General features: G+C 34.4%; 13 protein-coding genes, 1 pseudogene and 1 riboswitch. Of the genes and pseudogenes, 8 read left to right on the top strand and 6 right to left on the bottom strand.

Annotation, left to right across the window (positions count from 1 at the left end; translation table 11 throughout):
- The first annotated feature begins 292 nt into the window (after positions 1-292).
- The 3 genes from BN1242_RS04445 to BN1242_RS04435 all read left to right on the top strand — a co-directional run bounded on the left by BN1242_RS04445 (position 293) and on the right by BN1242_RS04435 (position 3,090).
- A complete protein-coding gene (locus BN1242_RS04445) occupies positions 293-1,330 on the top strand; it encodes a DUF4097 family beta strand repeat-containing protein (protein WP_062351912.1) in 1,038 nt (345 codons plus the stop codon).
- A 191-nt stretch (positions 1,331-1,521) separates the two neighbouring features.
- Positions 1,522-2,379 (top strand): aldo/keto reductase, encoded by an 858-nt coding sequence (locus BN1242_RS04440; RefSeq protein WP_420806004.1) that lies wholly within the window; start codon positions 1,522-1,524, stop codon positions 2,377-2,379.
- A gap of 243 nt (positions 2,380-2,622) precedes the next feature.
- Positions 2,623-3,090: an SRPBCC family protein gene (locus BN1242_RS04435; RefSeq protein ID WP_062351906.1), complete on the top strand. Its 468-nt coding sequence runs from the start codon at positions 2,623-2,625 to the stop codon at positions 3,088-3,090.
- Positions 3,091-3,210: 120 nt separating this feature from the next.
- Here the strand turns inward: BN1242_RS04435 and BN1242_RS04430 are convergent, their stop codons facing one another.
- From BN1242_RS04430 to BN1242_RS04420, 3 genes are all read right to left on the bottom strand, one after another.
- On the bottom strand, positions 3,211-3,711 hold the full coding sequence (locus BN1242_RS04430; protein ID WP_062351903.1) for a nucleoside 2-deoxyribosyltransferase: 501 nt from the start codon (positions 3,709-3,711) through the stop codon (positions 3,211-3,213).
- A gap of 217 nt (positions 3,712-3,928) precedes the next feature.
- On the bottom strand, positions 3,929-5,134 hold the full coding sequence (locus tag BN1242_RS04425; RefSeq protein ID WP_062351901.1) for an MFS transporter: 1,206 nt from the start codon (positions 5,132-5,134) through the stop codon (positions 3,929-3,931).
- A gap of 202 nt (positions 5,135-5,336) precedes the next feature.
- Positions 5,337-5,885, bottom strand: a complete 549-nt coding sequence (locus BN1242_RS04420; RefSeq protein ID WP_062351897.1) for a hypothetical protein — start codon at positions 5,883-5,885, stop codon at positions 5,337-5,339.
- Positions 5,886-6,098: 213 nt separating this feature from the next.
- Here BN1242_RS04420 and BN1242_RS04415 point away from each other — a divergent pair, with 213 nt between their 5' ends.
- Positions 6,099-6,395 (top strand): DUF6509 family protein, encoded by a 297-nt coding sequence (locus BN1242_RS04415; RefSeq protein WP_062351894.1) that lies wholly within the window; start codon positions 6,099-6,101, stop codon positions 6,393-6,395.
- A 103-nt stretch (positions 6,396-6,498) separates the two neighbouring features.
- Here the strand turns inward: BN1242_RS04415 and BN1242_RS04410 are convergent, their stop codons facing one another.
- Both BN1242_RS04410 and BN1242_RS04405 read right to left on the bottom strand, forming a co-directional pair.
- Entirely contained in the window at positions 6,499-7,776 is a 1,278-nt protein-coding gene (locus tag BN1242_RS04410) for a DUF4085 family protein (protein ID WP_062351890.1), read from the bottom strand.
- Between the two features lie 40 nt (positions 7,777-7,816).
- Positions 7,817-8,803: a D-alanyl-D-alanine carboxypeptidase family protein gene (locus tag BN1242_RS04405; protein ID WP_203226039.1), complete on the bottom strand. Its 987-nt coding sequence runs from the start codon at positions 8,801-8,803 to the stop codon at positions 7,817-7,819.
- 241 nt (positions 8,804-9,044) lie between these two features.
- On the opposite strand from BN1242_RS04405, the gene BN1242_RS04400 reads away from it, so the two are divergent.
- The 4 genes and pseudogenes from BN1242_RS04400 (at position 9,045) to BN1242_RS04390 (ending at position 13,493) form a co-directional block, all read left to right on the top strand.
- Positions 9,045-10,064, top strand: coding sequence for an STAS domain-containing protein (locus tag BN1242_RS04400; RefSeq protein ID WP_062351885.1), 1,020 nt, complete (start codon positions 9,045-9,047; stop codon positions 10,062-10,064).
- 276 nt (positions 10,065-10,340) lie between these two features.
- Positions 10,341-10,425: riboswitch (cyclic di-GMP riboswitch) on the top strand.
- A gap of 215 nt (positions 10,426-10,640) precedes the next feature.
- Positions 10,641-11,669: pseudogene (locus BN1242_RS13895) on the top strand (HAMP domain-containing protein); the annotation flags it as partial.
- The gene (locus BN1242_RS13890) at positions 11,664-12,611 is read left to right on the top strand and encodes a methyl-accepting chemotaxis protein (RefSeq protein WP_420806003.1); all 948 of its coding nucleotides are present in this window, start codon (positions 11,664-11,666) and stop codon (positions 12,609-12,611) included. The pseudogene BN1242_RS13895 and the gene BN1242_RS13890, both read left to right, overlap by 6 nt.
- A gap of 132 nt (positions 12,612-12,743) precedes the next feature.
- Entirely contained in the window at positions 12,744-13,493 is a 750-nt protein-coding gene (locus BN1242_RS04390) for an EAL domain-containing protein (protein ID WP_062351879.1), read from the top strand.
- Between the two features lie 106 nt (positions 13,494-13,599).
- On the opposite strand, the gene BN1242_RS04385 is transcribed toward BN1242_RS04390, so the two are convergent.
- Positions 13,600-15,024 (bottom strand): amino acid permease, encoded by a 1,425-nt coding sequence (locus tag BN1242_RS04385; protein WP_062351876.1) that lies wholly within the window; start codon positions 15,022-15,024, stop codon positions 13,600-13,602.
- Positions 15,025-15,081 lie beyond the last annotated feature (57 nt).

Raw genomic sequence — 15,081 nt, 5'->3', positions numbered from 1 at the left:
ACTCCTATACTTTGTAAATCCTTTATTTTCATTTTATCATAAGCAATAAACGAGCTACTCAATTAAAGTAAGATGGGACCAAATCATATTTGCTTCAACTTTACGAATAATCTCAACACACCGCTTCTCCATAACGGTGTCAAGTTCTCCGATAGTATGTCCAAGCACGAAATCAACAAATAGTAAGAACAACTATCAGTCTTTAGACCGAGGGTAAATCATACAATAGCTTATTTCAAAAGTTAGACTAACTAGCTATACTAAAAGTATCAATAATAGGGGAGAGAGCGGTATGGGGAATTTTACAAAACTATTGGGAGGTTTGCTCCCAGGATTGCAATCGAAAAAGCAACTATTTCAACAGGAAACAGTGGATATTGGTGGTAGTCTTAGTAGTTTGTCAATTGACACAACTAGTACAGATGTAGAGATTGTCATTGACAAATCAGAACAACAGGTGAATATTTTGTTAGAAACATATGAAGATGGTCCGGAGTTTTCCGTAAATTATGAGAATGAATGCTTACAAATAAGGGTAGATGAACCGATGTATCCCGTCTCAAGATATGCAACTTTATTAAAAATTACCGTTCCTATTAGTATAATAGAGTTGAAAATTAAAACGGTCTCAGGAGATGTGAGCTTTGGAAAAACTGTACTCAATACAATTTCCGTCAATACTGCTTCAGGTGATTTAGCCATGAATGAAATAAAGGGAGAAAATATTAAGATTACCTCCCAATCTGGTGATGTGAAAATAAAGGACCTTTATTGCACCGTTTGTTCTATTAGTACATCCTCGGGTGATATAGAATTAGAAGGTATTTTCGGAAACGGACAATTACAAACAGCTTCTGGTGATATATCCATTATGGAATATTATGGAGAACATTTGAAAATTAACGCAGTTTCTGGTGATATAGACCTCGAACTTATGAAAGTAACAAATGTAATGATTAATACTGCCTCAGGAGATGTTACTTTAGGAGAACTAGAAGGGGAGAGTATGAAAGTTTCTACTAAGTCGGCAGATATAAAAATATCCTCCATAGATTTTAACCTTAATTGTCAAACAGTTTCTGGTGATATATTTATTTCAGACCTAATGGAAAATCATTTATCCGTTCAATCTGTTAGTGGAGATATTGCAGTTTTCACAAATGATATGAAGAATTCAACTGTTCAACTAAATACGGTTTCTGGTGATTTACAAATACATATTCCAATGCAAATAGAACAGCAATCAGCTCGCCAGTTGGGTGGGATAATAGGAGAGGGTAAAAATATAATGGAAATGAAAACTGTTTCAGGGGATATTCAACTTAGTTAGAGAGAACATCAATAATAATTTTAGGATTTTTCACTAATAATACAAAATGAAGTTAGTTAATTTAAAACGATTGCTTTTTAAAATAAAAAAAATGGTAAAATATAACTGTAGCTGAGAAAGGAGTGTATGGATTGAAACAATTAAAATTAGGTACAAGCGATTTGCAAGTCTCTAATATATCGCTCGGATGTATGCGAATGGAGGCACTTTCTGTAAATGAAGCAGAAAAGGTAGTGAACTATGCTTTAGAACTAGGAATTAATTTCTTTGATCATGCAGACATATATGGTGCTGGAAAATCAGAGGAGATATTTGCAAAAACATTGGATGGGAAACCGTCTATTAGAGAAAAACTGTACATACAAACGAAAACCGGAATTCGAAAAGGATTTTATGATTTTTCCAAAGAACATATTTTACAATCTGTAGATGGCAGCTTACAACGGTTAAAGACAGATTATGTGGATGTGTTATTATTACACCGACCAGATACGTTAATGGAGCCTGAAGAAGTAGCAGAAGCTTTTGCAATTTTAAAAGAAAGTGGTAAAGTTCGCCATTTCGGTGTTAGTAACCATAATCCATATCAAATAGAATTGTTGAAAAAATATGTAAAAGAAGACTTGATTGTTAACCAATTGCAATTCAGTGTTATGCATACGGGAATGATTGATGCGGGGATTAATGTGAATACGAAGTTTGAAGGTGCAATCGATCGGGATGGTGGAATTCTCGATTATAGTCGCTTAAATAATATGACAATCCAAGCTTGGTCTCCGTTTCAACACGGATTTTTTGAAGGAGTGTTTGTAGACAACGACAAATTCCCAGAACTTAACGAGAAATTAGCAGAAATTGGGTCAAACTATGGTTTAACAAATACTGGCGTAGCTATTGCATGGATTTTACGCCATCCGGCAAATATTCAGCCGATAGTTGGTACGATGAATACTAGTCGCCTATCAGAAATTGCTAAAGCTTCCGAGGTGCGATTAACGAGAGAAGAATGGTATGAAATTTATCGGGCTGCTGGAAACCAATTGCCTTAAAGCTAAACATAAGACGAATAAAATATAAAGGGAAAGTTTTACTACCTTGGCATGTACAAGGTAGTTTTTTTATGGAGTTTAAGATTTCTAAATATTGGAGTCGGTACAGGTGCCTGATTCGGCGAAAAACTGTCAAATCGGTTATATAGAGATTGACACAAGTTAAAAATCGACAAAATTCTCTTTTCTATGTATGATTATTTAGGAATTGATCATTACTGAGTGCCAAGGAGGACTGTGGCAATGGAAGAAATATTAGCTTATCGTTTTGAAGAATACATAGATGCTCCAATTGATGTTGTTTTTCAATATGTGGATGAAGATGAGAAAATTAAACTTTGGAATACGATGTTTGTTGAGAATATTTATGAAACGGAGACTGGAAAGCAAGAGTCTTACATCGGTGTTAAATTTAAGAGTATCCAAAAAATTGAAAAAAAGACGATTACTATTGATTGTGAAATAATGGAGTATGAGCCTCCATATAAAGTAGTAATTCATTCTCATACAAAAGAAGGAATGAATATTACTAGATACACATTATTACGAGAGCATCATGGTACTAAAATAGTTGTTGAGGCGAGTATCGTTCCAAGTAATCTTTTTTATAAAATAATGACTAAAATGTTTCGTTGGGCAGGGAAAATTATGTTCGAAGAGCAATTTAAAAACATGAAAACTTATATTGAAACTGAAGTCACCGATTATTAAAAGATTACGATAAAATTCCATCAGCTATACCCCAAATGAAATGGCCAATAATGAACATATGTTGGGGTATAGCAAATACAGGAATCCATTTTTTAGTTCTATTACTCAAGTTAACTTCGACTACATTTTAGCCTTTGCAAAAGATAAAATTGCTTCGTTTAAATCTTCTATACTGGAGTAAATGCCTCCAGATTTTTTTATTTTACCGACAACATAAAGGTTTCGATAGACGAACTGATTTTCCGTGGCATCTTCTATTAATGCATTTATTTTCTGCTGATTCTCTCTCCCTTGCTGTCTCGTATCTGTAAAAAGACCGAAAACTTTTTTCTGTAAAGTAGTGGCAACACCTACTTCACAGGCAACACCTGAATCAATTTCTACTCCATCGATGACAGCGATAACGAAGTCGGAATCTTCCAAGTACGCATCATCCCCAGCCGCAATCATTTCACTGTTAGCATAGCCATTTTTATCATTAATAGCTAAATTTTCTTGGGGTACGTACAAATCTAACGGGATATTATTTTCATGAAAAACAGAACGTAACTTTTCGGCAATCAGTGCATTTAACATTCGATCTCCTAATCCAAATAAACCATTTGCTAAATAACCTTTCAATGGAAAACCTCCAATCGCAAAACTTCTTGAATAATTATGTTAATCGCTTCCTTAGCCCTAACAAAACATGCAAAAAGGGAGTCAATAACCTTAATTTGCCGTTAAAATTGTCAGCTAGAATGGCGCGGTAACAATATCGGTCTCTATTATAGTATATATTTTTACATTCGGAAATAAGAGAGTTATTGATTAATAATTATTTAATAGCTAGAATTCATTAACTGCTATTTTTGGATGCTAAGTTTTTTTCATTAGGCAAGAACAAAGAAATACCCGCCCCGATTAGTGGGAAGAATGACAGTATCGTAAAAACTGTAGCAACCCCAAAAATATCGGAAATGCCGCCCATTAATACAGAACCGACACCGCCAGCCCCAACACCTAAGCCAATTGTAAGACCAGAAGCGAGAGCAATATTTTTCGGCATCAGACGTTGCATATAGACAACACTCACTGAAAAGGAAGAAAGCACACTAAAACCGAATAGTAGCAAAATGACTGCTGCCCAAATTCCGTGAAAATGTGGTAATAGTAAGGCAAGTGGTGTTGCAATCAACATTGATGCAGCAAGCAAAGGTTTCATGCCTATTTTATCCGACAATACCCCGCCAAAAAAAGTTCCAATTGCCCCAGCACCAACAAAAATAAAGTTTAAAATTTCTGTTTGAGAGAGTGTTAAGTGTTCAAAGTAAAATGGTAAATAAATGACCACTCCTACTTGGCACCAAGAACGCAAAATAATAAAGAATACTAACAATACAACCCCGACAGTATGATTTTTTTCAGACACTTGAATCGTTTGTCTAGATAGTTGATAATCTTGCACTTTTGCATGAAGCCAAGATAAGAGGGGAGCGGTTAGAAATAGAGATAAAAATGCGATAGGTAACAGCCAAATTAGCCCACCAATACCTGTATGAATAAGCAAAAGAGGAATCATTAAAGGCCCGAAAGCTTGCCCGGCATTTCCGCCAACTTGAAAAATGGCTTGTCCTAATGCCTTCTTATTTCCTGCCGCAAAATGAGTTCCTTTCGATGCTTCTGGGTGAAACATGCCAGAGCCTAATCCAGAAATAGCAATAAAAAACAATAGCCAGTACAAATTAGGGGCGATACCTGTTAAGGCGAGCCCAGCAATTGATAAAAAAATCCCAAGTGAAAACATCCAAACACGTGGTTTGCGATCACTGAATATACCAAATATTGGCTGCATCACGGATGATGTTAAATAAGAAACAAGTACGATAAGTGATGCTTCTGTGTAGGATAAATCAAAAGCTTGCTTATACATAATGACAAGTGCTGGTACCATTCCAGTTGTAACTAAATCGTTTAAAAAGTGGGCACTGCTGAACGTGTATAAACCCCTTTTGAAAAATAAATTTTGACTAGAGGTAGGAGCAGACAAAGCGTGTTGTTTCATTTACAAAACCTGCTTTCTCAAAAAGGCTGTATGAAAAATTGGATACAACAATTATTTTACTTAAACGGTGAGTAAATGGAAAGGATAAATGATCCCTGTACTGTATAAAGAAAAAAAGCCGTCCTAATTGGACAACCTTTATATATGAAATCCGCCTATTTTAACGAAAAAATGCATAGGAAAAATATGGAAATAAAAGAGACTACCGCACAAAGCTATATTTTTTCTGAGCATCATTTGTAATGAATATTTCAAGCCGATAATGATCACCGTGGTCCATTTTTTTCTTTAACTTCGCGAAAACATTAGCACTTAACTCTATTTTAGGTAATAATTCCTTAGTAAGTTTTTCTGGGATGACAGTGATAATTTCATATTGTTCATTAAATACGACGAGATTTTCTTTATTTTCATTCGTACTCCAAATAAATAGGGAATCATTTGCTTGTAAATTTTCAATGAAGTCCTTCGTGTCTGGCGATTTTTCCACTTCCAAAGAAAAGGTGGATAAGATATATGGTTGCGACAAGTTCCAACCACAACTACTACAAATATAAGATAATCGTTTTTTATCGATGTAATTTTTCTTTTTGCACCGTTCACATAATTTGTACGTTTTTTTCATTTCTTCAGTAGCAGAAACTTCCGTGTAGCCGTTAGTGGATTGCTTCTTTTTTTTGACGCGTATAAAAAGGAAGAAAATTATGGCAACCACCATAATGGTAACGCTTACAATAATAAAATCATGCATTGTCATCACCACTTTCCGATAATTTTTTAATCTATATTTATCTTAAATTAAGAAAGTCAGTTAAAAATAAATAGGTAATCGCTTTCATAATTATTTTAGCATATTTTCATATTGATTTTGCAAGAGAATTTGTAGTATTATCAACAAAATGTTTATGCTATAATAAATAATCCTTAATATGAAATCATGAAAAATAGAAGGGATCACGCTAAGATGAATATTACTAGTTATTCAATTGAAAAGCTCGAAGACCCAACTGGAATTTTAGAAGGAAATCGTTATGAAATAATAACATACATGCAGGTGGATGAAGAAGATGAATTGTATTCTGAAAATGGCTTGTATGTAAAAATAATATTTGCCGCCATAGAAAATAACTCTCGAATTGCACAATACAATATTTATGAAGATGTTACCCATAAATATTTAGACTTTGAATTAGAAGAAGACGAATTATTGTATTTAGAACAATTTTGTAAAAAAGCAGTGATCGATTTAGGGGCGGAATGAACTAAAATAATAAAAGGGACTGGCTTTTCCATAACAGAATGACTGTGTGAAAAGTCCAGCCCTATGAATGTGTTGCCTGTAGGAATTGAAATGATCTTGTCTGTTATCGCTTTAGAATGTCCTCCGAAATAATCCCAAGTTCATGAAACTGTTCGCCAAAAATTTCTCCCATTTGTTGAAATTGCTCATCTTCATGATGCAAAAAATAAGGTAGAGCCTTATTAATTAATGTAACATAATTTTCTGGGTTGTTATAAATAGTATTCCATGCCCTGACAACTAATGTTAAGTCATTACTAAATAAAGCTGTTTCTATCTCTTCATCAGCGATAGGAATAGAATAAATGGCGGTTTCATCAAGAAACTCGGTTGAATAAAGATTTTCTATCCACTCGTCGTAGTCTGTGGCGAGTATTTGTATTTCATTTTTATCCGACATAAAAACGATCGAATGGTTGTCTTCGTGTAATCCAATATTTCCATTTACACAACTAGCAAAAATAATTAAATTATCTTTAATCTTTAGCTCCTCTAATGGTAAAAATCGAACAATCTCAATCGTGTTACTATTTGTCAGAAAATAAGGGTGATTGATTTTGCCTCCGTTTTGTTGGTGCATTAAGCTAATATAGCTTTTTGGAAAATGATTTAGCAAAGAAGGATTATCCGCAATTGGCGATATTCCACTATCTACAACATTATCCTCTTGCCACCCAAAATCATTTTGATAAAATTGCGTCATGTGGAAATGACGGGCAATAATAGTCCATTCTGTCAACGGTTGGTCAAACAGAACACTTAAGCTATAATCGTCATCCACAATGTCAGCTTCTTCATAAAGCCACCACATATTGCGTTCAAGTGGCAAATCGGAAGTAATTTCTTTTATATGGGAGAACTCTAGGACGATAACATTTCCGCTCGCAAAACTTCCATCCCCATTTAAAGTAAGCCGGAAATAGTCTTTTTCTTGGTGAATTGCTTTTATGCTCGCATCATGCAATCCGGCTTCTGTAATCTCTATTAACGCTTCTGGTAACGAGTCTTTTATGTTTAAATAGTAGGTTCTAGCTTTATCTGATATATTTTCAACTTCCTTTTGTTTTTCATGAAGCCAGTTCAATAAATCTTCACTTACTTTTTTAGGTAAGGTATGTTTGTTAATCGTACCATTTAAAATATATGGGTGGAATTTTTCAGGTAATAATTGCAACAGTTGATCTTTCATATTTGCTAGATCATTTTCTAAATAAGTATCGATATTTTCCCCTTCCTCTGCAAAGCTATCAATAAAATCTTGCCACTCTTCTTCTGACTCCGGAATGACTAATAAATGGGCATTTTGCATCTGTTCGTACCACTGTTTTGTAAAAAATTTCATAAAAATACTCCTCCCCTAATGGAAAAACAAGAACTTTTGCTTAAAATAATTGTTTTTCCAGTTCTTTATATACGGTTAAAGCGTCTAAAATATGGAACGGTTCAGTCTGACTATCGCCTTTAGCACCTGTTGTAATTAAAATGTATTGTTCGTCATGAATGACTGCCAAGCTCGCTAAACATAAGCCTGCACTGTACGTAAAACCAGTTTTTCCACCAAGCAACTCCCCGTTGTTGAATGAAGGATTATCCATTTTGCTAAACATTGTACTGTAAAAGGTAATACCATCCGCGTGCATGTTTGTCGGTTTTGTAGAATGACGGCTGCTTGTAAAAATATGGAAAAATATATCATTTTTTAATGCGTACTGTAAAAGAGTTGCGATATCTTGTGTAGTAGAATAATGATTATCATGATGTAATCCAGTAACATTAGTAAAATGTGTATGCTTCAATCCGAGTTGTTTCGCCTTTTCATTCATTAATGTAACAAATTGTGCTTCAGATCCTGCAATGTACTCCGCAATTCCTACCGAGGCTTCCGCACCAGAAGGTAACAAAATCCCGTATAATAAATCTAATGCCCTCACTTTTTCATTTGGTAAAAATCCAGCTAATGCTGCATCGGCCTCATATAAATAATGGAACATTTTTTCCGAAAGCGGGACGAATGTTTCCAAATCGGAAAGCTGTTCAATAGCAACAATGGCAGTCATTATTTTCGTAAGTGAAGCTGGATACATTAGCTCGCTGCTATTTTGATCGAGTAAAACTTGTCCATCACTTAATCGGATGAGATAGGCATTTTTACTATACAATTTGGAAAATTGAAGCTGATTTTGCCCCATTATGTTTTGCTGGGCCTTTTCACTATGTAAAAAGGGAGTTTTCGCGTCTGATTGATTTTGTTTTTGTGGATTTGTCATAACAAACTTGTCCATTCCTTTTTGGTAATCTTGGAAAAAAATGAAGATTATACCGAAAATAATAAACGTAATAACCATTAGTAATGTCTTTTTATGTTTCACCAAATTTCTCCTCCTCACAATCCTATTTAACCATAATACCTATATTTTGAAAAATTAATACGTGATATATATAGTAAAAGTACATATAATAATTAATTAGCTCCTGATAAATGAAATTTAGTGTTTTGCAAGGTTATTACTTGCAGAGAGGAATTGATTATCCGTATTATATTATTAAGCAAGACTAATAACTTGAATAATTTCAGGTAACTTTTTCGTTAATAAGGGGAGGAATTGATAATTGGTTGTAAAAAATAATATAAATGTAGAGGGCATTGATTTTGGTTGGGATATTGAAAAAGGAGCACTATATTTTGAATCAGATGATGTAGTTCTTTTTTGGATATCCAACGTAATGAAAGTCTTTTTCGATACAATTGAAGAAATTTCTGGAGAAGATGCCTCCAATATCGTTTTTGAGACAACTGGTTTTCGTCAAGGACTAATCGTTGGTGAATTCTTTGAAAAAATAAAAGGGTTGGAAATAGCGGAAGCAACAAAGTATATTACAAAAATTTACGCTGTAGCAGGATGGGGTAAGATTACTGTCAAAGATTTAAATTTTGACACGAAAAAAGTGACCATTATTTTAAAAGACACGTGGGAATATAAAATTAATGTTGCCCAAGGGAAAAAACAACGGACCAACTTTTTACCAGCCCATTTTGCGGGATTATTTACAAAATTATTTGGAACAAATATATGGTACAAAACGATACAGCAACAATTAGCTGGAAATGAATATAGTATTATTGAGTATTTTCCATCAGATGTGACAGTTAGTCATAATATCCATGAATTAGCACGGAAAAAAGAATCGGAAATTATTAGCAGACTCGAAACATTAGTAGCAGAAAAAACGTTTGAACTAAAAGAGTTAGTAAAAAAACTATCATCCCCAGTTATTCCAGTGTTAGATGGAATTGTCGTTGTTCCTTTAATTGGTAAGTATGATAAAGAACGCTCGGAAGAACTATTATATAAAACATTAAACGAAATACCAACTTATCAAGCAGATTATTTGATTTTAGATTTAACCGGTATAGATAAAGATATTGATGAACATACCGCGATTTTTATTGATCGGATAGTATCAGCATCAGCACTTATCGGAACAAAAACGGTATTAGTTGGTATTTCTGCAGAGTTAAGCATGAAAATTTCCCGTTCGAAAATTGACTTATCCCATTTTGATTGTTTTCAAACACTGCAGCATGGCATTTATTATGCTTTAGCACAGCAAGGAAGAGAAATAGTTTAATATGATTGTAGGCAAGCACTTCTATAGAGTATGAGCTATAGTGGTGCTTTTTTTTTGTTGTTACTGTTGGTGGTAGCTTGTTCTTAGGTGGTAGCACATCATATGGTGACTCAGTTGGTTCGGGTGGTAATGGTAAATATAGCAAACATAGTGATGGAGGCTATTAAGCAATTCGGTTTCCTAATCTGTCATGCAAATTGGCTGTCATTGGAAAAAATTACCTTTCCTTTTTTGTAAAAATATAGTATTATGGCCTTTATGTGATAAAACAAACTTAATAATTTTCGGCAAACTGTTTGAAAAAATAGGACGCAAAGCTATAGGGGCTAAATCTGTTCGGATATGCCAGCCAGTTGCACTCTAATTAGTAAAATGGATGAGTTATTATCAACGGCGAGTGGGTTTATTTCGTCGTTTTTTTTTTTTTTTTTGAAATTTGCCTTCTTATTTGATTCACATTTTTTACCATTAAACTAAGAATGGATGGAAACGATAAATATAGTAGAATCCTTTAGCGAAAGTCCTTGTAAGGTTTCTTTCACATCTAAGAATAAACATCATTAGGAGGTATAAGCCATGAATTGGTTGAAAAGTTTGAGAAAAGCAAGTTTAAGGAGAAAACTAACCATTGCTTTTTTAGCGGTATTAATCATTCCAAGTATCCTTATAGGATATTTGTCATTTCAAACCGCAAAAAAAGAGATAAGAAGTATGTTAATGGGAACAGCGGAAGAAAATATCATATTAGTTGAATATTTTCTAGATAGAACCATTCAACCACGTATGGCTGATGCTGATTATTTTGCAAAGCATTTTACAAAGAGCAGTTTGGCTGCCGAAAATAAAGCAGACATTTTGAAACAACTTAATCAATATACAGCGTTACATGGAGATGTAGTAGAAATATTTGTCGGAACTAGTGAAGGAAAAATGATTGCTGATACAGATTATGATTCTTCATATGATCCACGTAATCGCCCATGGTATTTAGAAGCAAGTCAAAATAAGGAAACTATTATAACAGAACCATATATTTCTGCATCGACAAACGAAGTCTTAGTTACAGTCGCAAAACAATTAGAAGATGGCTCTGGTGTTATTGGAATTGATATTCAATTAAGTGGAATTCAAAATTTAATAAACCAAGGGAAAATTGGCAAAAAAGGGTATGCATTTTTGGTGGATCGGAACAAAAAGTTTATTGCCCATCCTACTTTTGACGCAGGTTCAGATGCGCAAGATAACTTCTATAATAAATTATATGAAAGTGACAATGGCGACTTTTCCTATGTTTTAGATGGCATTGATAAAGAAATGCTCTTTACTACGAATTTATTAACAGGTTGGAAAATAGCAGGAACGATGGATTTATCAGAAGTAGACAGTGCGGCTAGACAAATGCTAATTAATACTGCAGTTATATTAGCAATTTCGATTATTACTGGCTTAATTATTGTTATCTTCATTATCCGTTCCATTATTAAGCCTATTAATCTTCTAAAACAGCGTGCAAAAGCAATTAGTGAGGGAGACTTAACCGCGACGATAAATATAAAAACAAAAGATGAAATAGGTGAACTAGCGATTTCCTTCAATGAAATGACCGAATCATTAAAACGTGTGGTCACCCAAACAACGACAAATGCCGATCACGTTGCTGCATCAGCAGAACAACTAATGGCAAGCTCAGAACAGACGACGAAGGCAACAGAACAAGTTGCGGCAGCTATTGAACAAATCGCTGAAGGGGCGGAAACACAAACAAATGGTGTGCAAAATACTGCGAAATCGTTAGAAGAAATTGCCAAAGGTATGGAAACTATTGCTCAACATTCGATTACAGTGAGTGACTTAACGAGAGATACGAATAAATCTGCTGATGCCGGATTGTTAAAGGTGGAAAGAACTGTAAAACAAATGAATTCCATATTTGACTCAGTAGGAAAATCCAATGAGACCATTTTAACACTTAATGAGCGTTCCAAAGAAATTGGTGTTATTTTAGAAGTTATTTCAGGCATATCAGACCAAACTAATCTATTAGCACTAAACGCAGCGATAGAAGCAGCGAGGGCTGGTGAACATGGAAAAGGATTTGCGGTAGTAGCTGATGAAGTTCGGAAACTGGCAGAACAATCTCAACAAGCAGCGAAACAAGTCGCAGAATTAATAAAGGAAACGCAAAATGATGCAACAGCATCAGTGGAAATGATGAAAAATGTGACAAGTGATGTGGAACAAGGGTTAACAATTACGAATGAAACGATGATTACTTTCAGCGAAATTGTAGAGAAAATGCAAAATATAGCACCACAAATTGAAGATATATCTGCCATTGCGCAACAAGTTTCTGCAGGTGTACAAGAAATCACGTCTGCAACTAATGAACTGGCTAATGTGGCAGAAGAAAATGCTGCAACAAGTGAAGAAGTTGCCGCATCTAGTGAAGAACAACTTGCATCGATGGAAGAAATTCGTGCTTCCTCGAAAAACTTAGCTGAAATGGCGGAAGAATTAAAAGAGCTAGTCAAAATCTTTACTGTATAATTTTAAATGTTCATTAATGAACAAGAAAAAATGGAACCAGCTGCAATAGGAGCGGCTGGTTTATCGCCAAATAATAAGAGGATGAGTCACTATCATTACTCAGAGAAGACTGATATAAGGGAATGATAAGATATGGGAGATATCATCATTGAGATGATCAAACAACAAAAATTCACCAATGTTTTTCAACCAGTTTTTCAAGTAAATGTTCATTTAAAGAAAATAATGGGTTATGAGAGTTTAATTCGCACCCCATATTTTAAAAACTTGGATACTTTATTTAATTTGGCACATATTTCTAATCATGTATTTGAACTTGATACTGCATCGATTAAAAATTCTCTACGTATTTTCAATCAATTTTTTACAAATAATGACCAGCCATATATATTAATTAACATTTTTCCTTCGACAATCGTTAATCCATGCTTTTTATCCTTTTTGGAAAAAATGGAGAAGGTTTATCCAGAGATTACGAAGAAACTCGTTTTTGAAATAAATGAAGCAGAAAATACGGAAGATATAGCATTATTGAAAAATACGACCGAGTATTTACAGAAACGTGGCTATTTAATAGCGTTGGATGATATCGGAAAGGGCTATTCTTCCTTAAAAATGGTCGTTGAAATAGAACCAGATATTATGAAAATAGATAAGTTTTTTGCCAATGGTTTGCATAAAGAACGCAATAAACAAAAACTATTAGAAGCAATTGTTCAATATGTAGACAACCAAAAGAAGATAATACTAGAAGGAATTGAATATGAAGAAGATTTACAAGTAGCGAATGAAATAGGGATTGATTTAGTTCAAGGATTTTTACTAGGAAAACCGAAACCTTTATTAGAAGAAGAGAAGCAACGGATTCTCTTAATGAAATAGAACGATGGCTGTCCGAAAAAAAGCCACGTTTCCCAAACAAAACAAGTATGCATTACTTAACATTTGGAAACCTAGTTTATCGGATAGCCATCTTTTTATTTAACAGTTATTCAATTTCTTCTACAATCGAATATTTTTTCCTATGAGACAGAGGGAGATATTTTATGAATAATAAACCACTTGCTAATAATAACATGCCGAACATAAATGTTTTAATGTCTGCTGTGCCAGCAAAAATTACCCATATGGAATAAATGGTGGCGATAGTTGCAATTATTCCGTCTGTAATTTGTTGCTTTTTAAAGACATATGTGTCACCTGTAAAGACTAGTTTTAGTTGGAAAATAGAGGCAATGAAATAAGGAATTAAATATGACAAGGTAGCTATATAAATGACAAAATCAAATGCTTGTGAAATAGAATTGGAAATGGTTGACAAAATAAACAACTGGCCAATTCCATTAGTAATGATCATAGAAAAAATGGGTATCCCTTGCTTATTTTCTTTTTGAAAAGCTGGAATAAAAATCCCTTGTTTTGCTGCTTGATACGGAACTTCTGCACTAAGCATTACCCAGCCAATCGCCGACCCTACTAAACTAATTAAGCCGAGCCCTGCTAACAATTTTCCACCAATTGGTCCTAGCACCGTTTCAATTGCATCAATTAATGGTTTATCTGATTGAATTAATTGTGTTTGGGTTAACATCCCCATAACGAGTGTGCTTATCGCAATATATAAAATTAAAGCGATTAATAATCCGAAAATGGTTGCCCGTTTCACATCTTGCTGTTTTTTTGCACGTGAAGCGAAAACGACAGCAGACTCCATTCCGATAAATGCCCAAAGTGTCGTAAGCGCAGCGCGATTAATTTGCCCGAATAAACTTAACGATTCTCCGCTTGCACCTATTCTCGGCTCGTTGAATGGGAGGATATTCGCTTTTTGAAAGGCAAAAATTCCGATGATGATAAAAACAACAAAGCCAACCACTTTTGCAACAGTGGCAGCTAAATTTAACTTGCCAGCTTGATCCACTCCATGTAAAAGTATCCAATGAATTCCCCATAATAATAGGCTGGAAATAAGAAATGTTAAACCATTGCCAACTTTTATTGTTAAGGTTCCAATCGTGAACCATTCTGTTTGATTTGTTAAAATGGGAAAGAATGTTGATAAATAACTTGTAAAAGTAGTAATGATCGCGATATTGCCAGCTAAATTCCCAATCCAATAACCCCATGATGCCATGAAGCCTGTTATAACAGAGGCATTCGTATTAGGTGGGAATAGTTCTTTTGCGTATATTTGCGGTCCACCTGTTAAATGCGGTTTCCGAATCGCTAAATTTCCGAACACTAAAGCAGTCATTAACACTCCAAAGCCAGTAAGAATCCAAGCACCTATAACACCCGCTGGACTGGCAGCTTCTGCTAAAGAACGTGGTAACATGAAAATACCCGAACCAACCATATTCCCAACAACTAATGAGGTTAGTACCCATAAACCTAATTTATGATTTTTTGTCAAAGAAAGTCCTCCTTAAAATCCAAAAAAACAAAAAAGAATAAATGGATTTTCCATTTA

This window comes from Bacillus kwashiorkori, from assembly GCF_001375515.1.
Lineage (GTDB): Bacteria > Bacillota > Bacilli > Bacillales > Caldibacillaceae > Bacillus_BK > Bacillus_BK kwashiorkori.
This window is presented reverse-complemented; position numbering and strand designations above follow the sequence as displayed.

Bases quoted from the DNA above. Each gene is read 5' to 3' on its own strand.
- BN1242_RS04415 (WP_062351894.1), top strand. From the start codon at position 6,099: ATGAATATTACTAGTTATTCAATTGAAAAGCTCGAAGACCCAACTGGA.
- BN1242_RS04420 (WP_062351897.1), bottom strand. From the start codon at position 5,885: ATGCATGATTTTATTATTGTAAGCGTTACCATTATGGTGGTTGCCATA.
- BN1242_RS04435 (WP_062351906.1), top strand. From the start codon at position 2,623: ATGGAAGAAATATTAGCTTATCGTTTTGAAGAATACATAGATGCTCCA.
- BN1242_RS04425 (WP_062351901.1), bottom strand. From the start codon at position 5,134: ATGAAACAACACGCTTTGTCTGCTCCTACCTCTAGTCAAAATTTATTT.
- BN1242_RS04390 (WP_062351879.1), top strand. From the start codon at position 12,744: ATGGGAGATATCATCATTGAGATGATCAAACAACAAAAATTCACCAAT.
- BN1242_RS04410 (WP_062351890.1), bottom strand. From the start codon at position 7,776: ATGAAATTTTTTACAAAACAGTGGTACGAACAGATGCAAAATGCCCAT.
- BN1242_RS13890 (WP_420806003.1), top strand. From the start codon at position 11,664: ATGACCGAATCATTAAAACGTGTGGTCACCCAAACAACGACAAATGCC.
- BN1242_RS04445 (WP_062351912.1), top strand. From the start codon at position 293: ATGGGGAATTTTACAAAACTATTGGGAGGTTTGCTCCCAGGATTGCAA.
- BN1242_RS04440 (WP_420806004.1), top strand. From the start codon at position 1,522: ATGCGAATGGAGGCACTTTCTGTAAATGAAGCAGAAAAGGTAGTGAAC.